Origin of the sequence: Micromonospora sp. WMMA1996 (assembly GCF_002573675.1) — a bacterium.
Lineage (GTDB): Bacteria > Actinomycetota > Actinomycetes > Mycobacteriales > Micromonosporaceae > Micromonospora > Micromonospora sediminicola.
Window position 1 is genome coordinate 2,789,838 of sequence record NZ_PDHU01000001.1, and the last position, 18,907, is coordinate 2,808,744.

The 18,907-nt window shown below is 73.3% G+C and carries 14 protein-coding genes; 3 read left to right on the forward strand and 11 right to left on the reverse strand.

What is annotated here, in order from left to right:
* Positions 1-19 precede the first annotated feature (19 nt).
* Together COO58_RS12690 and COO58_RS12695 are read right to left on the reverse strand one after the other, a co-directional pair.
* On the reverse strand, positions 20-1,777 hold the full coding sequence (locus tag COO58_RS12690; RefSeq protein ID WP_098745075.1) for a thiamine pyrophosphate-binding protein: 1,758 nt from the start codon (positions 1,775-1,777) through the stop codon (positions 20-22).
* Complete coding sequence (locus COO58_RS12695) at positions 1,770-2,894, reverse strand: Vms1/Ankzf1 family peptidyl-tRNA hydrolase (RefSeq protein WP_091575375.1); 1,125 nt, start codon at positions 2,892-2,894, stop codon at positions 1,770-1,772. Before COO58_RS12695 ends, COO58_RS12690 begins: the two co-directional genes overlap by 8 nt.
* Before the next feature lie 141 nt (positions 2,895-3,035).
* Here COO58_RS12695 and COO58_RS12700 point away from each other — a divergent pair, with 141 nt between their 5' ends.
* Positions 3,036-3,584, forward strand: a complete 549-nt coding sequence (locus COO58_RS12700) for a hypothetical protein (RefSeq protein ID WP_176558874.1) — start codon at positions 3,036-3,038, stop codon at positions 3,582-3,584.
* 47 nt (positions 3,585-3,631) lie between these two features.
* On the opposite strand, the gene COO58_RS12705 is transcribed toward COO58_RS12700, so the two are convergent.
* Positions 3,632-3,976 carry a DUF3817 domain-containing protein gene (locus tag COO58_RS12705; RefSeq protein ID WP_098745076.1) on the reverse strand — a complete coding sequence of 115 codons (345 nt, stop codon included), beginning with the start codon at positions 3,974-3,976 and terminating at the stop codon, positions 3,632-3,634.
* A 219-nt stretch (positions 3,977-4,195) separates the two neighbouring features.
* On the opposite strand from COO58_RS12705, the gene COO58_RS12710 reads away from it, so the two are divergent.
* Complete coding sequence (locus tag COO58_RS12710) at positions 4,196-5,674, forward strand: glutamate--cysteine ligase (RefSeq protein ID WP_091577712.1); 1,479 nt, start codon at positions 4,196-4,198, stop codon at positions 5,672-5,674.
* A gap of 3 nt (positions 5,675-5,677) precedes the next feature.
* Here COO58_RS12710 and COO58_RS12715 read toward each other — a convergent pair whose 3' ends face one another.
* The 7 genes from COO58_RS12715 to glgX all read right to left on the reverse strand — a co-directional run bounded on the left by COO58_RS12715 (position 5,678) and on the right by glgX (position 15,677).
* On the reverse strand, positions 5,678-6,790 hold the full coding sequence (locus tag COO58_RS12715; RefSeq protein ID WP_098745078.1) for an NAD(P)/FAD-dependent oxidoreductase: 1,113 nt from the start codon (positions 6,788-6,790) through the stop codon (positions 5,678-5,680).
* Positions 6,791-6,841: 51 nt separating this feature from the next.
* Positions 6,842-7,450, reverse strand: a complete 609-nt coding sequence (locus tag COO58_RS12720) for a DUF6518 family protein (RefSeq protein WP_255292601.1) — start codon at positions 7,448-7,450, stop codon at positions 6,842-6,844.
* Between the two features lie 123 nt (positions 7,451-7,573).
* Positions 7,574-8,377, reverse strand: a complete 804-nt coding sequence (locus COO58_RS12725) for a metallophosphoesterase (RefSeq protein ID WP_098745081.1) — start codon at positions 8,375-8,377, stop codon at positions 7,574-7,576.
* A 417-nt stretch (positions 8,378-8,794) separates the two neighbouring features.
* A complete protein-coding gene (locus COO58_RS12730) occupies positions 8,795-9,442 on the reverse strand; it encodes a maleylpyruvate isomerase family mycothiol-dependent enzyme (protein WP_098745083.1) in 648 nt (215 codons plus the stop codon).
* Positions 9,443-9,522: 80 nt separating this feature from the next.
* Entirely contained in the window at positions 9,523-11,256 is a 1,734-nt protein-coding gene (treZ, locus tag COO58_RS12735; RefSeq protein WP_091575391.1) for a malto-oligosyltrehalose trehalohydrolase, read from the reverse strand.
* The gene (gene treY / locus COO58_RS12740) at positions 11,253-13,553 is read right to left on the reverse strand and encodes a malto-oligosyltrehalose synthase (RefSeq protein WP_098745084.1); all 2,301 of its coding nucleotides are present in this window, start codon (positions 13,551-13,553) and stop codon (positions 11,253-11,255) included. Before treY ends, treZ begins: the two co-directional genes overlap by 4 nt.
* A 3-nt stretch (positions 13,554-13,556) precedes the next feature.
* Positions 13,557-15,677, reverse strand: a complete 2,121-nt coding sequence (glgX, locus tag COO58_RS12745; protein ID WP_091575397.1) for a glycogen debranching protein GlgX — start codon at positions 15,675-15,677, stop codon at positions 13,557-13,559.
* A 295-nt stretch (positions 15,678-15,972) separates the two neighbouring features.
* Between glgX and COO58_RS12750 the strand changes: the two genes are divergently transcribed.
* A complete protein-coding gene (locus COO58_RS12750) occupies positions 15,973-17,370 on the forward strand; it encodes a glycosyltransferase family 4 protein (protein ID WP_098745086.1) in 1,398 nt (465 codons plus the stop codon).
* Positions 17,371-17,558: 188 nt separating this feature from the next.
* On the opposite strand, the gene COO58_RS12755 is transcribed toward COO58_RS12750, so the two are convergent.
* On the reverse strand, positions 17,559-18,842 hold the full coding sequence (locus tag COO58_RS12755) for a citrate synthase (protein WP_091575403.1): 1,284 nt from the start codon (positions 18,840-18,842) through the stop codon (positions 17,559-17,561).
* Between the last annotated feature and the right edge of the window lie 65 nt (positions 18,843-18,907).

Consider the following 18,907-nt stretch of genomic DNA (forward strand, 5'->3'; position numbering starts at 1 on the left):
GTGCCCTGACGTGAGCTGGCTAAACGAGGTCCTCCGCCGCGATGGCCTCGGTCTGGTTCACCCGCTCCCGCACCCGGCGCGCGGCGTCCCCGTCGGCCACCAGGCCGCGCAGGTCCGCCAACGCCGGCTCCGGCACGTCCAGCGCCACGGCCGGGTCGACCACCGCCTCCAGCACGCTCGGCCGGTCCGCCGCCAACACCTCGTCCCAGGCCGCGCCGACCAGTTCCGGCCGGTCCACCCGGACGCCGTGCAGCCCGAGCAGTCGGGCCCACCCGGCGTACGGCACGGCCGGACGCCGGTCGGTGAGAACGCCCGGCGGCCGTCCCCCGCCCACACCGGACTGGTCCCGGTTGTTCAGCACCAGCACCACCAGCCGCGGGTCCCGCCACTCGGTCCAGTGGTGCGCCACCGTGATCAGCTCGGCCAGGCCGTTGAGCTGCATCGCACCGTCGCCGAGCAGCGCGAGCACCGGCTCGTCCGGTCGGGCCAGCTTGGCGGCCACCGCGTAGGGCAGGGCGCAGCCCATCGAGCCGAGCGTGCCGCAGAGCCGGGCCTGCACGCCCGGGGGCAGCTCCAGGTGCCGGGCGTACCAGTAGACGACCGAGCCGACGTCGACGGCGACCGAGGCCCGCTGGGGCAGCCTGGCCGACAGCTCGCGGAGCACGAGCTGCGGGTTGACCGGCTCGGCCAGGGCGGCGGCGCGCTCCGCGGCGGCCTCCCGCCACCGGTCCACCGACCTCTCCACCACGCTCCGCCACTGCCCGTTGCGCCGCTCCGGCACCCGGGTCAGCAACGCGCGCAGCGTCTCGGCGGCGTCGCCGACCAGCGGCACGTCGACCGGGTAGCGGGTGCCGATCCGCCGGCCGTCGATGTCGATCTGGATGGTGCGGACCTGACCGACCAGCGGGAACCAGTCGGTCCACGGGTCGTTGGTGCCGACCATCAGCAGCGTGTCGCAGCCGCCCATCAGCTGCGCGGCGGCCGTGGTGCCGACCTCACCGAGCACCCCGGTGTGGAAGGGCAGCCGCTCGTCCAGCACCGGCTTGCCGAGCAACGACGTGGCCACGCCGGCGCCGAGCCGGTCGGCGAGCGCGACGATCTCCTCCTCCGCGCCGTGCGCGCCCTGACCGACCAGGAGGGCCACCCGCGCTCCGGTGCCCAGCAGCGCGGCGGCGGCGTCCAGGTCGGCCTCGTGGGGCAGCACCCGGGCCAGCGGTTCGCCGGGCGTCGCGGTGACCACACCGGCGGTCTGCGGCAGCAGGTCCGGCACGACCGTCACCTGCAGGGCCCGCGGCAGCACCACGCAGGTCGGGCTGCGGGTGGCCGCCGCGGTGCGGAACGCCTGGTCCAGCAGCGCCGGCACCTGCTCCGGACTGCGGCCGTAGCGGACGAACTGGTTGCACACGTCGCCGAAGAGCCGGCTCAGGCCGATTTCCTCGTGCGCGCCGCCGAGCGGACCGCTGACGTCCTCGCCGATGATCGCCACCACCGGCTTGCTGTCCAGCTTGGCGTCGTAGAGGCCGTTGAGCAGGTGCACCGCGCTGGGACCCTGGGTGGCCAGGCACACCCCGATGCCGCCGGTGAACTTCGCGTGCCCGGTGGCCATGAACGCGGCGGTCTCCTCGTGCCGGGCGGGGACGAACTCCGGGTCCCCGCCCGCCTCGTCCAGCGCGGCCAGCATCGGCGCGATCGCCGCGCCGGGATAGCCGAAGGCCCGCGGCACCCGCCAGGCCCGCAGGCGTTCGACCACCAGGTCGGCGACGGTACGCTCAGCCATCGCCCCGCCCCGGGGTGCCGGCGTCGACGTAGCGCAGCACCGCGCCGACCCCGTCGGTCAGCTCCGGCGCCTCCTCCGGCGCGAGCACCGTCACGTCGGCGTCGGTGCCGATCAGCGCGCGCAGCAGCGCGGCGTCGGCGCGTACCTTCTGCGGGTCGGCCACCGACATGCCGGCCAGCTGCGCCGGGTCGGTGGCGATCTCGGTCGGCTCGGGCCCGACCCACAGCTCGCCGTCGGCGGAGGCGTCGTCGACGATCAGCATGGTGTCGACCTGGTTGCGTTGCAGCGCGGCGACCACCGCGTCGAGGCCGGCGCCGACGTCCTCCTGCACGCCGAACCGGTCGAGCGCGGCGGCGATCCGGCGGTCGGCGACCTCGGCGACCGTCTGCACCGTGATGTCGTCCATCAGCGTGTCGTCGGCGCCCGGGTCGCGGGATCCGGCGTCGGTGCGGACCAGCACGTCCTGCCACCGCTCGGGCAGCTGGGCGGCGATCATCCCGGTGGCCCGGACGTCCCCGGCGACGACGACCACGTCGGCGCCCACCCGCTCGGCCAGGTCGGCCGTGGCCGCCGCGGCGTCGCCGGCGTTCTGGTGCCAGGCCTCCATGGCGGCCCGCTGGTAGCGGGACTGCGACCAACCGCCGGGCTGCACGCGCCGCAGCTGCCGGCTCTGTCCACCGGCCACCTGGGCCCGTCGGGGCACCCCGCCGGCGCTGACCGCCATCGCGTCCGCGCCGGTGCGGTCGGCCAGCACCCGCACCCAGGCCACCTGTTCGCCCCGTTGGGCGACGAGCGGCATGGTGTGCGGCAGGGCGGACCAGGTGGCCAGGTCCCGCAGCGGCGGCGCGGAGAGGTACTCGGTGAGCACCACCCGGCCCCGGGTGGCGAAGACCGCGATGCCGTAGTCGCCCGGCATCGGGTCGTGCCGGCGGACCACCTCCTCCACCGCCTCGACGGTGACCGGATCGGCGCCCTGGGCCAACAGGTTCCCCTTGAGGGCGCGCCATCGCAGGTCGACCTGCGGACGGGCGTCGTGGGTGTCCCGGGAGGCGTCCAGATACACCGAGCACCAGGGCCCGGGACGGTCGTAGAGCGGGCGCAGGAAGGACAGCTGCATGCTCGACCCCTTTCCAGCTCGGCCGCACGCATACCCGCGCCCCGGCCGATGTCACCTTCCACCGGTGGGGCGTGACCGCCGTTCATTCACGTCGTTCAACCCGAAGGACCGATACCATCTGTGCACGGAACGGAACTCTCGGTGGTGAACATGGACACGGAGCTGCACACCCGACGCGTCGTCCGACCGACGGAACGCATCGTCACCGGACGCCTGGTGCGGCTGATGGAGGGCTACGCCCGGGAGGTCCGGGTCGGGCAGCCGGCGCTGGTGGCGGTGCTGACCGCGGCCGGGGTGGTGGGGCTGCTGCTGCGGGTGGTGCGCGCGTTGCTCAGCAACGGCGGCGGAGGCGCCCGGCGCAGCTTCAAGGAGCTGAAGAAGGGGCCGGAGTTCCTGGTCACCCCGGTCCGGGTGCGCGACGCCGCCGACCGGCTGGTCGAGGTCGAGCTGCACGGCCACCTGCCGCAGAGCGCGCTGCACCCGGGCGACCACATCCAGCTCACGCTGCGCCCGCAGCGCGACGGCGACCTGCCGCCCCGGATCGAGCGGATCGTCAACCTCACCACCGGGCAGCTGCTCACCCCGCGTACCGCGACGCTCTGGTCGCATCTCGGGCCGGCGCTGCTGCTGCAGGCGGCGCTCGGCGCGGCGCTGGTGCTCGGCGTCGCCGCCTGCTCCGCCCTCATCTGAAAGGAAGGGCCCCCTCTTAACGCCTGCGGTAGAGGCGGGGCCCCTTGTTAACCACCGACGCGGGTGAGCGAGGGCTCGGCGGGCACGGCGGGAGCGGCGAGGAGGCCACGGCGACGGGCCCAGCGCTCGAACAGCACCGTGGCGAACGGGGGCACGGCGCTGGCCAGCGCCAGCCCGGTCTGCACCAGCGACCAGCGGCGGCGCCGGGCCACCACGAGCGCCAGCAGCCCGTACGCCACGAAGAGACCGCCGTGGATCGGGCCGAAGATCTGCACGCCGATCTCGTCGCGCGGCGGCCCGTACTTGACCGCCATGCCGGCCAGCAGCGCCGCCCAGGAGCACGCCTCGGCGATCGCCGCCCACACGAACGCCCGGATCCACCCGTCGCGCATCAACACTCCCCCTTCGACCGGCGGCCCATGGTAGCCGGCCGCGCGGTTGCCAGGTGTTAAAAGGGGGCCCCGCCTATGCACGAGGCGTTAAGAGGGGTCCCCTCCTTACCGCCGGGGATCAGCGGGGGCGGCACGGGGTACAGAAAAGGTCCTTCAGGCCTTTCCTGACCCGCCGCTCCGTGCGAGGTTGGGAGGACCAACGGTGACAGGGTGGTGACCATGGGCGAGGACGTCGGCGCGCGCACCTTCAGCCGGGAGGACCGGGCCCGCTACCGCGACAAGGTACGGCGGTGCCTCGACGTCTTCGCCGAGATGCTGCGCGAGTCCCGGTTCGACGTGGAACGGCCGATGACCGGGCTGGAGATCGAGCTGAACCTGGTCGACGACGGGTTCGACCCGGCGATGCGCAACGCCGACGCGCTGGAGGCGATCGCCGACCCGGCGTTCCAGACCGAGCTGGGCCAGTTCAACGTGGAGATCAACGTCGCGCCGCGCCGGCTCGCCGGCACCGGCACCGCCCAGTTCGAGGAGCACGTCCGGGCCAGCCTCAACGCCGCCGAGGAGAAGGCGCGCACGGTCGGCGCGCACATGGTCATGATCGGGATCCTGCCGACGCTGCGCCCGGAGCACCTGACCGCGTCCTCGCTCTCGGCCAACCCGCGCTACGCGCTGCTCAACGAGCAGATCTTCGCCGCCCGGGGCGAGGACCTGCCGATCGCGATCAGCGGGGTGGAGCGGCTGGCCACCACCGCCGACACCATCACGCCCGAGGCCGCCTGCACCAGCACCCAGTTCCATCTCCAGGTCAGCCCGGCGCAGTTCGCCGACTACTGGAACGCCGCCCAGGCGGTCGCCGGCATCCAGGTGGCCCTCGGCGCGAACTCCCCGCTGTTCTTCGGCCGGGAGCTGTGGCGCGAGACCCGGGTCCCGCTGTTCCAGCAGGCCACCGACACCCGGGCGGAGGAGATCAAGGCCCAGGGGGTACGCCCGCGGGTGTGGTTCGGGGAACGCTGGATCACCTCGGTGTTCGACCTGTTCGAGGAGAACGTGCGCTACTTCCCGGCGCTGCTGCCGGTCTGCGACCCGGAGGACCCGGCGACCACGCTGCACAGCGGCGGGGTGCCGAAGCTGGCGGAGCTGCGCCTGCACAACGGCACCATCTACCGCTGGAACCGGCCGGTCTACGACGTACTGCGGGGCCGCCCGCACCTGCGGGTGGAGAACCGGGTGCTGCCGGCCGGGCCGACCGTGCTGGACACGGTCGCCAACGGCGCGTTCTACTTCGGCGTGGTCCGGGCGTTGGCCGAGTCGGACCGCCCGCTCTGGTCCCAGATGTCGTTCAGCGCCGCCGAGGAGAACTTCAACGCCTGCGCCCGGCACGGCATCGACGCCCAGGTGTTCTGGCCGGGCCTGGGCTACCTGCCGGTGACCGAGCTGGTGCTGCGCCGGTTGCTGCCGCTGGCCCACCACGGGCTCGACCGCTGGGGCCTGGACCCGGTGGAGCGGGACCGACTGCTCGGCATCGTCGAGCAGCGCTGCCTGACCGGCCGCAACGGCGCGACCTGGCAGGTGGAGACGTTGCACCGGTTGGAGTCCGCCGACCACCTGGACCGGCCGGCCGCGCTGCGCGAGGTGGTCCGCCACTACGTGGACCTGATGCACAGCAACCGCCCGGTGCACGAGTGGCCGATCCCCTGACCGTCACGGGGTGGGGAACGACCGGTCCCCGAACAGCACGCCCCGGGCCGCGGCACGCCCGATCGGCGTCCGCAGGAGGGTGAACGCCGCCGTCGCGACGGCCGGCGTGCGCACCTGGGCCAGTCCTCGGCGCAGCGTCAGCCGGCCCCGGAAGCGGGCCCGCAGCGCGGCGCCGTCGTAGCGGCGCACGGCTTCGCGGCGGCCCGTGCGCAGCGCCTCGTCGAGGATGTCCGCGGCGTGCGCGGACAGCCGCAGGCACGGGTCGAGGCCACCGGCGGTGAGCGGGCTGACCGCGCCTGCCGCGTCGCCCACCAGCAGCCCGTCCGGGCAGCCGATGCGGCGCAGCAGCCCGCCGACCGGGATCGGCCCGCCGCGCCGCTCGACCCGCTCGGGTCGGCCCGCGCCTGGCAGCCCGGGGGCCGTCGCGGCGAACCGGCGCAGCGCCTGCCGGAGCCCGCCGGGGAAGCGGTCGGGGTAGCCGGCGACGCCGACGTGGGCGTGCCGCCCGTCGTTGACGACCCAGGCCAGGTAGCCGGGCGCGAGCGTGGGGTCGAGCACGCAGTGGAACGTGGGTGGACCCTCGCCGGCGGGGACCCCGAAGACCTCCTCGGCGCCGACCAGCAGGTGGCGGTTGCGGTCCAGGCGCAGGTCGCGGGCCACCCGGGAACGGGCGCCGTCGGCGCCGACGACGAACCGGGCGCGGACCTCGACCGGCCCGTCGGGACCGTGCAGCGCGAGGGCGCCGGCCCGCCGGCCGGTGTAGCGGGTGCCGAGCGCGATCCGCACGCCGGCGTCGGCGGCGGCGCGCGCGGCGGCCGTGTAGAGCCCCGCCATGTCGCCGACGCGGTACTCGTCGCGCCCGCTGTCCAGCGTGACCGGGCGGCGCAGCCCGGGCGGGTAGAGCACGACGCGCCGGATGGGCGGGCCGAGGCAGTCCTCGGGCAGCGGGAAGTCGTCGAGCGTGCGGCGGACGAAGATGCCGGTGGTCCGGATCGCGCCGGCCAGGGTGGGGCGCCGGTCGACCAGCAGCACGTCGTGGCCGCGCCGGGCGAGCAGCGTGGCGGTGTGCAGCCCGGCCAGTCCGGCGCCGACGACCAGCACGTCGAGATCGTTCATGTATCGAGTTTCAGTGTCTAGCTATCGAAAGTCAATCGGTTCGCGGCGGCGTCACCCGGAAACGACGGCGAGCACCAACGCGCCGGCAGCGGCGAGTGGCAGCGCCACGGCCGCCGCGAGCAGCCGCGGCCGGGCGGTACGCCCGACGAGCACGACCAGCAGCGCGGCGAGCGCGAGGTCGATCGCGACGTTCCACCATCCGCCCGGGTAGCCGGACCGCGCGCGGCCGGCGAAGCGCAGCGCCTCCTCGACGAACACGGCGGCCGGCAGCGCGGCGCCGACGACCCCGCGCCACCCGTCGGCGCGAGCCCAGGTCCCGGCCACCCCGAACACCACCCCGGCGAGCACCCCGAACGCCATCCAGAGCAGCGAACTGGGCGCCACGACCACGGCGAGGTCGTCGCCCTGGATCAGCGCGGCCGCCAGGTAGTAGCTGGGCACCGCGACCACCAGCAGGACGGTGGCGGCCACGGCGGCCCGCACCGCACCCGACCGGACCCACCAGCCGAGCGCGAATGCAGCGACCGCCCAGACGGCAGTGGAATTGCCGAGTTCGGCGAGTGGATACGGCACCCGCGTGATCCAGATGAAGTCGACGAAGCCGAGCAGGATGCCGGCGACGGGGGCGAGCAGGGTCGGGCGGTGACGCGAGGGCGGCATGCGCGGGAGCATACTGAGTATGCTCCTCGGCGCTCATGGGCCGGGCGTCACCCTCGAGGCCTCCCGGAGCGCACCGCCGCCTCGGCGACCGCCCGTCGGCCCCGTGGGCGAGCGTCCGCCACGTCAGGCCAGGCGGGTGAGCAGGACCCGGCCACCCTCGTAGACCCCACCGTCGATGGCGACGACCCGGCCGTCGGCGTAACGCAGCGCCTCCCGCACGTCATCCGGCGCCACGCCGAAGTGCTTGGTGAGCGTGCTGTGCCCGTGCACCAGGACGTCCCCGCCGAGCGCGAGCAACATCGTCGACACCGCGTCGTCCGGGCGCGCCGGCTCGGCCTTCCGAAACGCCCCCCGGTCGCTCATCCGCCCGCAGAACTCCAGCCACTCGACACCGTCCGACGAGGCCATGGCCGCCGCCACGGCCGCGTTGACGGCTGCGACGTCGGAGCCGAACTCCAGATATCGCGCGGTGTCGGAGTGCACGAGCAGGTAACCGTCGACGACCGCGACGGCGGGCAGACTCATGATCCAGTCGATGTGCCAGGGCGTCAGCCGGGCAAGGTCGTCCTCCCGGCCGCCGAACCGTGCCCAACCACCCCGGAAGCCCCCGGGTTCGTCCCACCCGGGGATCGGTGTGGTGCCGAACCGGTGTGCGGCGAGCAGTTGAGCCTCGTGGTTGCCGAGCAACGCCCGCACCTCGCCGCCGGCCTCCTCAGCGGCCGCGGCCAACCGCCGCACGTCCTCGATCACCCCGATGCCGTCCTGACCACGATCGACGTAGTCGCCCAGGAACCAGAGCCGGGCCGATCCGCCGGACCACCGCCCGTCGCGGTCGACCAACCCCTCGTCGCGAAGCACGCCCCTCAGCTCGGATCGGTGCCCGTGCACGTCCGCGACCACATACAACGGTGGATTCAGCCCTGGCATCGACGAATCCTATCCGCGGGCCGCCCGGCCGGTGACCCCGTGAACGCCCACCCGGTCAGAGGGAGACGATCGCCGCGCTCCCGGCCGGCAGTTCGACGCCGTCGCGTGACCGTGACCCCCTCGGGGGTGGCCAGCAGCGCCCGACGGACCACCCCGGGCAGGTTGACCCGCTGTCCGAAGTCGAGGAAGCCGAGCAGGACGCGGGCGACGGGGCGAGCAGGGCCAGGCGGCGGCGCGAGGGCGGCGTGCGGGTGAGCATACTGAGTATGCTCACCGCAGCGCCGGTCGGCTCGGCGCACGGCGTCGAGGGTCACGGCGCGGCCTCCCGACAAGCGCGTCGTCCGGTCCCCGCGCTCCGTGTCTCGCGGCGGGACGGCGGGACGGCGCACCGGCACGAGCGGCGCGCCATTCGTGTGGTCAGGCCGGAGCGCAACGCCGGCGCAGGGTGGGCACGCCGGGCCCGGTGAGGTCGTCGCAGTAGACGGCCCGGCCCGCCATCGCCATGGTCAGCGCCAGGGTGGTGCCGCTGACCAGCGGGCCGGCCCCGGCGGCGAAGGGACCGTCGGTCGCCTCCACCCGCAGGCCGTCGACGGCGCTGCGTCCGGCCACCGTGAAGTCCCGCCGTGCGTAGAAGGCGGCGACCGGCGTGACCGCGCCGACCGGCGGCGTGCGGTCCAGACTGAGCGGACGCCGGATGTCCTGGGCGTGCACGATCACCTCACCCAGCCAGGCCTCGGTCGGCCCGAACGTCGACGTGGTGCTGCCGAGAACCCGGCGGAACCGGTCGAGCGTCTCCCCCGGATCGGCGCCCCGGTGCTCCGCCAGCCGGCGGTCGTTGTGCCGGTCGAAGTCGAACCGGGCGCCGAGCACGCTGGCCACCCAGCGGGCCCGGCCGACGCTCGCCGCGGCGGTGAGGTGCGCGAGCACCTCCTCGACCGTCCAGCGGCCGCACAGCGAAGGCTGCGCCCACCGCGCCGGGTCGAGCGCGGCCAGGTCGTCGGCGAGGGCGGCACGCTCGGCGTGGGTGAGCGCCCACAGCTCGTCGCGGGTCAGGGTGTCGGACATGGAACCTCCACGGTCGGGTCGTCGGAGGTAGGACCGCGCCCCGCCGCCGAACTCACCGCTCCCACCGCGGACCGCGACGCTCAGAGGGAGACGATCGCCGCGCTCTCGGCCGGCAGCTCGATGCCGTCGCGCATCACCGTGACCCCCTCGGAGGTCGCCAGCAGCACCCGGCGGACCACCCCGGGCAGGTTCACCCGCTGCGGCCGGTCGGCCAGGTTGGCCACCACCAGCGTCGAGCCTCGGCGCATCACCAGGAACTGGTCGCCGTGGCGCACCTCGACCCGGTGCAGCCGGGGGTCGGACAGGTCGGCCCGGGACCGGCGCAGCGTGATCAGCCGCCGGTGGAACTCGTACATCTCGCGGTGTTCGGGCTTGTCCAGCTCGGCCCAGTCCAGCCGGGACCGCAGGAACGTCTGCGGGTCCTGCGGGTCCGGCACGTCCCCCTCCGGCCAGCCGTGCGCGGCGAACTCGCGTCTGCGGCCGGTGGCCACCGCCGTCGCCAGCTCCGGCTCCGGATGGCTGGTGAAGAACTGCCACGGCGTCGTCGCCGCCCACTCCTCCCCCATGAACAGCATCGGGGTGAACGGCGCGGTCATCAGCAGGGTGGCGCCGACCCGCAGCAGCCCGGGCGAGAGCGTGGCGGAGATCCGGTCACCGGTGGCCCGGTTGCCGATCTGGTCGTGGTTCTGCAGGTAGGCCACGAAGCGGTGACCCGGGGTGCGCTGTCGGTCGACCGGTCGGCCGTGGCTTCGGTTGCGGAAGCTGGACCAGGTGCCGGCGTGGAAGAACGCGCCGGTCAGCACGTCGGTGAGGCACTCCAGGGAGCCGAAGTCGCCGTAGTAGCCCTGCCGCTCGCCGGTGAGCAGCGTGTGCAGCGCGTGGTGGGCGTCGTCGTTCCACTGGGCGTGCAGGCCGTAGCCGCCGGCCTCGCGCGGCGTGATCAGCGTCGGGTCGTTGAGGTCGCTCTCGGCGATCAGCGACAGCGGCCGGCCGAGGTGCGTCGACAGCGCCTCCACCTCGGTGGCCACCTCCTCCAGCCAGTGGGTGGCCCGACCGTCCGGCATCGCGTGCACGGCGTCCAACCGCAGCCCGTCGACGTGGTAGTCGCGCAGCCACATCAGCACGCTGTCGACGATGTAGCGGCGCACCCCGTCGGAGTGCGGACCGTCCAGGTTGACCGTGCGGCCCCAGGTGTTGCTCTGCTCGGTGAGGTACGGCGCGAAGCGCGGCGCGTAGGCCCCGGAGGGCCCGAAATGGTTGTAGACGACGTCGAGGATCACCCCCAGGCCCTTGGCGTGGGCCGCGTCGACGAACCGCTTCAACCCGTCCGGCCCGCCGTAGGGCTCGTGCGGGGCGTACCAGCAGACGCCGTCGTAGCCCCAGTTGTGCTCGCCGTTGAACGCGTTGACCGGCAGCAGCTCGACCAGGTCGACGCCGAGGTCGACCAGGTGGTCGAGCCGGGCGATCGCGCCGTCGAACGTGCCCTCCGGGGAGAACGTGCCGATGTGCAGCTCGTAGAGGACGCTGCCGGGCAGTTGCCGACCGGTCCAGGCCGCGTCGGTCCAGTCGAAAGCGGCGTGCGAGTAGAGGCGGCTGGGGCCGTGCACCCCGGCCGGCTGCCACGCCGACCGGGGGTCGGGCAGCGCCTGCTCGTCGTCGTCGAGCAGGAACGCGTAGTCGGTGCCCGGACCGGCGTCGGGCACCTCGACCCGCCACCAGCCCGACCGCCCGGGGCGCATCTCGTGGTCGGCGACGCCGGGCAGGCGCAGCCGCACCCGGGCGGCCTCGGGCGCCCACACCGTGAACTCGGTCATGCGGCGGCCTCCACAGAGTCGGTGGGTGCGAGGAGGGCGACGGGATAGGTGCTCAGCAGATCATCCAGGAGCAGCTCAGAACCACTGTAGACCCGACCGGTGAACAAGTCGGTGCACTCGTGAACGGGAAGTGACAGGGTGGTGTCCCGCCAGCCGCCCGAGCGGGCCAGCCGCAGCGGCAGCCGGGTCGCCACCGCGACCGCGCCACCCCGGTCGAAGGCCACCGCGTGCGCGCCGGCCGGTCCGTGCGCCGGCACCGGCCGGTAGCCGGCGAACAGCTCCGGGCGGTCGCGGCGCAGGCGCAGCGTCCGGGAGACCACGAGCAGCTTGGCCGCGCCGTCGGCGGCCACCGCCGGCCGCCAGCCGGCGTCGAGCCGGGCCAGCGTCTTGCGGCGTACGGCGAAGTCGACCGGCCGCCGGTTGTCCGGGTCGACCAGGGAGTTCTCCCACAGCTCGGTGCCCTGGTAGGTGTCCGGAACGCCGGGCATGGTGAGCTGGACCAGCTTCTGCCCGAGCGAGTTCGACCAGCCGGCCGGGGTGATCTCGTCGGCGAACGCGGTGATCTGCGCGTGCAGCTCCGGGTCGTCGTACATCCGGTCGACCAGGGCGTGCATCTCGTGCTCGAACGCCGGGTCGGGGTCGGCCCAGCTGGTGCTGACCGACGCCTCCCGGGCCGCCTTCTCCGCGTACCCGTGCAGCCGGTCCCGCTCGATCGGCCAGGCGCCGACGGCGGTCTGCCAGAGCAGGTGGGCCAGCGCCGGGTCGGCCAGCGGGGCCCGGGACATCCAGTCGGTCACCCGCTCGGCCCAGCGCCCGGGCATCTCGCTGAGCACGGCGAGCCGGGCCCGCACGTCCTCGCCGCGCTTGGTGTCGTGGGTCGACAGCGTGGTCATGCTCGCCGGCCACCGCACCTGGCGGGCGGCGGCGAACCGGTGCAGCTCCGCCGGGGGCACCCCGAAGTGGGCCGGGCTGCCGCCCACCTCGTTGAGCGCCACGAACCGGCTCCACCGGTAGTAGGCGGTGTCCTCCACGCCCTTGGCCATCACCGCGCCGGTCAGCTGCGGGAACCGGGCGGCCAGCTCGTGGTCGGGGTCGCGGAGCCGGGCGGTGACGGCGTCCAGCACGCCGGTCAGGTCGGGCCGGCGCCGGCCGGCCTCGCTGCGGGCGGCGGCGAGGTGCCGGGCCCCCTCGGGCGGGTAGCCGCGGTAGACCGGGAAGCACGCGGCCAGCTCGGCCAGGGCGGCGCGGACCTGCTCGCGCGGCAGCTCGGGGACGAGCGCGGCGAGGCGGGTCAGCTCGGCGGCGAGCAGCCGGGTGGCGGCCTCCAGCTTGGTGCCGTGGGTCAGGTCCTGCCAGGAGGTGTGCCGGCCGGTGAGCCGGCCGTCCAGCGCGGTGAAGTCCGGTTCGGCGTCCGGGTCGACGAACAGCCCGCTGACCGCCGCCAGGGCGTCGTAGCCGGTGGTACCGTCGACCGGCCAGTCCGGCAGGTCCTCGCCGTACTCCAGGATCTTCTCCACCACCAGCCAGCTCTCCGGCGCGGCCGCGCGCAGCCGGGCCAGGTAGCTGGCCGGGTCGCGCAGACCGTCCGGGTGGTCGACCCGGATGCCGTCGACGTCGCCGGCGTCGACCCAGCGCAGGATCTCCGCGTGCGTGGCGTCGAAGACCGCCGCGTCCTCCACCCGCAGGCCGGCCAGGTCCGACACGGCGAAGAACCGGCGGTACGTCAGCTCGGCGTCCCCGCGCCGCCAGTTCACCAGCTCGTAGTGCTGCCGGTCGTGCACCTGCCGGGGCGTCCCGTCGCCGGTGCCGTCGGCGACCGGGAACCGGTGCTCGTGGTAGCGCAGCTCGCCGTCGACCAGCTTGAGGTCGTCGAGCGCGTCGGGAGCGTCGGCGAGCACCGGCAGCAGCAGTCGGCCGCGGTCCCAGTCGATGTCGAACCAGTGCGCGTACGCCGAGTCGCGGCCCCGGCGCAGCACGTCCCACCAGGCCGGGTTGGCCTCCGGACGGGCCACCCCGGCGTGGTTCGGCACGATGTCGACGACCAGGCCCAGCCCGGCCGCGCGCAGCGCCCGGACCAGGCGCCGCCGGCCGGCCTCGCCGCCCAGCTCCGGGTTGACCGCCCGGGGGTCGACCACGTCGTAGCCGTGTGGGGAACCGGGGGTGGCGGTGAGCAGGGGCGCGGTGTAGAGGTGGGTGACGCCGAGCGCGGACAGGTAGTCGGCCAGCTCGGCCGTGGCGTCCAGGTCGAAGCCGGGGCGCACCTGCACCCGGTAGGTGGAACGAGGGGTGTCGGGCATGGGTCAGGCCGTCCTCTCCAGGACCAGCAGCGAGCGGTCCGGTACGCAGACCGTGCCCCCCGCCTCGACCAGTGTGGTCTTCTCCGGATCCGGTTCCGCCGTGCTGATCACCAGTTCCCACCGGGGACCGAACTCCTCACCGGGCAGCGTGAAGTCCAGCGGCGCGTCGTGCGCGTTGAACAGCAGCAGGAACGAGCTGTCCCGGTGGCGTTGGCCGTACTGGCCGCGCTCCGGGATGCCGTCGCCGTTGACGAACAGGGCCACCGAGCGGCCGAAGTCGTTGCCCCAGTCCTCGCCGGTCATCTCCCGGCCGTCCGGGGTGTACCAGGCGAGGTCCGGCAGGCCGGAGCCGGTGGCCCGGCCGCCGACCGGCAGCCCGGTGAAGAACCGCCGGCGGCGGAACACCTGGTGCCGGTTGCGGAAGTCGGTGAGCCGCCGCACGAACGCGAGCAGCTCGGTGTCGGCCCGCTCCCAGTCCACCCAGGCCAGCTCGCTGTCCTGGCAGTAGGCGTTGTTGTTGCCGCGCTGGGTGCGGCCCAGCTCGTCGCCGTGGCCGAGCATCGGCACGCCCTGGGACAGGATCAGCGTGGCGAGGAAGTTGCGCCGCTGCCGCGCCCGCAGCGCCAGCACGCCCGGGTCGTCGGTCTCCCCCTCGACTCCGCAGTTCCAGGAGCGGTTGTGACTCTCCCCGTCCCGGTTCTCCTCGCCGTTGGCCTCGTTGTGCTTGTCGTTGTAGGAGACCAGGTCGGCGAGGGTGAAGCCGTCGTGGCAGGTGACGAAGTTGATGCTGTGGAACGGGCGGCGGCCGTCGTCCTGGTAGAGGTCGGCGGAGCCGGAGATGCGGGACGCGAACTCGGCCAGCGTGGCCGGCTCGCCGCGCCAGAAGTCCCGGACCGTGTCCCGGTACTTGCCGTTCCACTCGGTCCACTGCGGCGGGAAGTTGCCCACCTGGTAGCCACCGGGGCCGATGTCCCACGGCTCGGCGATCAGCTTGACCCGGCCCACCACCGGGTCCTGCTGCACCACCTCGAAGAACGTGGAGAGGCGGTCCACCTCGTAGAACTCGCGCGCCAGGGTGGCGGCGAGGTCGAAGCGGAAGCCGTCGACGTGCATCTCGGTGACCCAGTAGCGCAGCGAATCCATGATCAGTTGCAGTGAGTGCGGGCTGCGCACGTTGAGGCTGTTGCCGGTGCCGGTGTAGTCGACGAAGTAGCGCCGATCCTCCTCAGACAACCGGTAGTAGCTCGGGGTGTCGATGCCCTTGAAGCTCAGCGACGGCCCGAGGTGGTTGCCCTCGGCGGTGTGGTTGTAGACCACGTCGAGGATGACCTCGATCCCGGCGGCGTGCAGCGCCTTGACCATGCCCCGGAACTCCTGCACCTGCTGGCCCAGGCGGCCCAGCGCGGAGTAGCCGTGGTGCGGGGCGAAGAAGCCGATGGTGTTGTAGCCCCAGTAGTTGCGCAGCCCCAGGTCGACCAGGCGGTGGTCGTGCACGAACTCGTGCACCGGCATCAGCTCGACCGCGGTCACCCCGAGCTGCTTGAAGTGCTCGATCATCACCGGGGAGGCGATCGCCGCGTACGTGCCGCGCAGCTCCTCCGGGATGCCGGGGTGACGCATGGTCAGCCCGCGCACGTGCGCCTCGTAGATCACCGAGTGGTGGTAGGGCGTGCGCGGCGGCTTGTCGTTGCCCCAGTCGAAGTACGGGTTCACCACCACCGACTTCGGCATGAACGGCGCCGAGTCGACGGTGTTCATCCGGTCCGGGTCGCCGCCGACCTCGTAGTCGTAGACCGACGGGTCCCAGGAGACCTCACCGTCGACCGCCTTCGCGTACGGGTCGAGCAGCAGCTTGTGCGGGTTGCACCGCAGCCCGTTGGCCGGGTCCCACGGCCCGTGCACCCGGAACCCGTAGCGCTGGCCGGGCTCCACGCCCGGGATGTAGGCGTGCCAGACGTACGCGTCGACCTCGCGCAGCTCGACGCGCCGCTCGGTGCCGATGTCCCACTCGTCGAACAGGCAGAGCTCGATCTTCTCCGCCACCTCGGAGAAGATCGCGAAGTTGGTCCCCATCCCGTCGTACGTCGCTCCGAGGGGATAGCTCTCGCCCGGCCAGACCTGCATGTCGCTCCTTCGGGCCCATGATCGTGAGCGCACCGGACGGGGGACGGCCGATGCGCACGCCGTTGATGCCCCGCCTCACGCGCCGCCAATCCACCCGTTCGGACCGTAACCGAAACGATCGGGTGTTGTCCGTCACGATCGCCCTTTTCGAGATGCGGGTTCGCGCCGGATGGACTTTCCTGGATCGCGGACACGCGCCCGCGCGTTTCCGCCCGGCCGTTCGGCCATCCCTCACCACTGCCTTCCGCCGCCACCGATGCCGGCGTGTCCTCCCCTGCCATGGACGGAGATCGACGTGACCTCTCTGCGGGTCGGCGCGCAGCCCGCCACCGCGACGGACCGGCTCCACCGGCCCACCCTGACCTCCCGCCCGACACCGCCGCCGCAGCCCGGCGCCGCGCCCCGCAGGCGGCGCATCCTCATGCTGTCGTGGGAGTACCCGCCGGTGCTGGTGGGTGGGCTCGGTCGGCACGTGCACGCGCTCTCCGTCGCGCTGGTCGCCGCCGGGCACGAGGTCACCGTGGTCACCCGGCACGCCGAGGGCGCGCCGCTGGAGGAGTACGCCGACGGCGTGCGGATCGTCCGCGCCGCCGAGGACCCGGTGACCTTCCCACTGGCCACCGGCTCGCTGCTGGCCTGGACCATGGCGTTCAACCACACGCTCACCCGGGCCGCCCTGCGCGCCGCCGAGTCGGGCGCCTACGACGTGATCCACGCCCACGACTGGCTGGTCGCGCACACCGCGATGACGCTGCGCGAGCACCTCGACGTGCCGCTGGTGACCACCATCCACGCGACCGAGGCCGGTCGGCACCAGGGCTGGCTGCCGGAGGAGATGAACCGCACCATCCACGGCGTCGAGCAGTGGCTGGCCGGTGAGTCCGGCCGGGTGATCGTCTGCTCCGGCTACATGCGCGACGAGGTGGGCGCGCTGTTCGGCGTGGAGCCGGCCCGGGTCGACGTGGTGCCCAACGGGGTCGAGCCGCACCGCTGGCGGGTGCCCGCCTCGGCGGTCGCCGCCGCCCGGACCCGCTTCGCCGGCGACGGCCCGCTGGTCACGTTCGCCGGCCGACTGGTCTACGAGAAGGGCGTGCAGCACCTGCTCGCCGGGCTGCCCCGACTGCGCGACCGGCACCCCGGACTGCGTGCGGTGATCGTCGGCGACGGTCCCTACAAGGCTGACCTGGAGGCCGAGGTGCACCGGCTCGGGCTCGGCGCCACGGTCAGCATGCCGGGCTTCCTCGGCGGCACCGACCTGCCCGCGGTGATGGCCGCCTCGGACTGCTTCGCGGTGCCGAGCATCTACGAGCCGTTCGGCATGGTCGCGCTGGAGGGCGCGGCGGCCGGCGCGCCGCTGGCGGTGTCCCGCACCGGTGGGCTGGCCGAGATCGTCGAGCCGGGCGTGACCGGGATGACCTTCGCCCCGCACGATCCGGACGGCCTCGCCGAGGCGGTGCACGCGCTGCTGTCGGACCGGGAGCGGGCCCGCGCGCTGGCCCGGCGCGCCCGGACGATGGTGCACGAGCGGTACGGCTGGGCCGCTATCGCGTCCCGCACGGCCGCCGCGTACGCCGCCGCGATCGCCGGCGACCCGGCGTTCACCGCGGCCCGGGCCGAGCAGCGCATGGCCGCCGGCCGTGCCCTGCCCGCCCTCCCCGAGGGCAACCTCCTCACCGCCGCCGGCCTGCGGTGAAGGAAGGGCCCCCTCTTAACGCCTCCGGTAGAGGAAGGGCCCCCTTTTAACACCTCCCGCACCCCTGCACACGCGCACGACAGAGGCCGCCCACCCGAGCCGGGTCGGCGGCCTCTGTCGTCAGCCTGTCTGTTAAGAAGGGGCCCCTCCTCTACCTCAGGCGTTAAGAGGGGGCCCTTCCTTGCACCTCAGCGGTCGGCGGCGGGGAGGTACTCCCGCTCGGCGGCACCGGTGTAGATCTGCCGCGGACGGCCGATCTTGGTCTCCGGGTCGTTGATCATCTCGCGCCACTGGGCGATCCAGCCCGGCAGCCGGCCCAGCGCGAACAGCACCGTGAACATCTTGGTCGGGAAGCCCATGGCCTTGTAGATCAGCCCGGTGTAGAAGTCCACGTTCGGGTAGAGCCGGCGGGAGACGAAGAAGTCGTCGGCGAGCGCGATCTCCTCCAGCTGCATCGCGAGGTCCAGCAGCGGGTCGGGCTTGGCCATCCGGCCGAGCACGTCCTGGGCGGCCTTCTTCACGATCGCGGCGCGCGGGTCGTAGTTCTTGTAGACCCGGTGGCCGAAGCCCATCAGCTTGACGCCGTCCTGCTTGTCCTTCACCTTCTGCACGAAGGTGCGGACGTCGCCGCCGTCGGCCTGGATCTTCTGGAGCATCTCCAGCACGGCCTGGTTGGCACCGCCGTGCAGCGGGCCGAACAGCGCGTTCACGCCGGCCGAGACCGAGGCGAACAGGTTGGCGTTGCTGGAGCCGACCAGCCGCACCGTGCTGGTGGAGCAGTTCTGCTCGTGGTCGGCGTGCAGGATGAACAGCATGTCCAGCACCCGGGCGACCACCGGGTCGACCTCGTACGGCTCGGCCGGCACGCCGAAGGTCATCCGCAGGAAGTTCTCGACGTAGCCCAGCGAGTTGTCCGGGTAGAGCAGCGGCTGGCCGATCGACTTCTTGTACGCGTACGAGGCGATGGTGGGGACCTTCGCCATCAGCCGGATCGTGGACATCTCCACGTGCTCGGAGTCGAACGGGTCCAGGCTGTCCTGGTAGAAGGTCGAGATGGCGCTGACGGCCGAGGAGAGCACTGCCATCGGGTGCGCCTCACGGGGGAAGCCGTCGAAGAAGCGACGCATCTCCTCGTGCAGCAGCGAGTGCCGGCGGATCCGGTCGCTGAACTCGGTCAGCTGGGTCTGGCTCGGCAGCTCACCGTAGATCAGCAGGTAGGAGACCTCCAGGAAGGAGGACTTCTCGGCCAGCTGGTCGATGGGGTAGCCGCGGTACCGCAGGATGCCCGCGTCACCGTCGATGTAGGTGATCGCGGACGAGCAGGACGCGGTGTTGACGAAACCGGGGTCGTACGTGGTCATCCCGGTTTCCTTGAGCAGCTTGCTCACCCCGATGCCGGCGGGGCCCTCGACCGCGGACTGCACCGGCATCGACAGCTGCCCACCGGGGTGGTCGAGCTTGACTTCCGTCATCTGTTCCTCGCTTCGCCGGCAAGATCTTCGTTGAATTGCCTTCGCTTCTACCGTAATCACGGTGC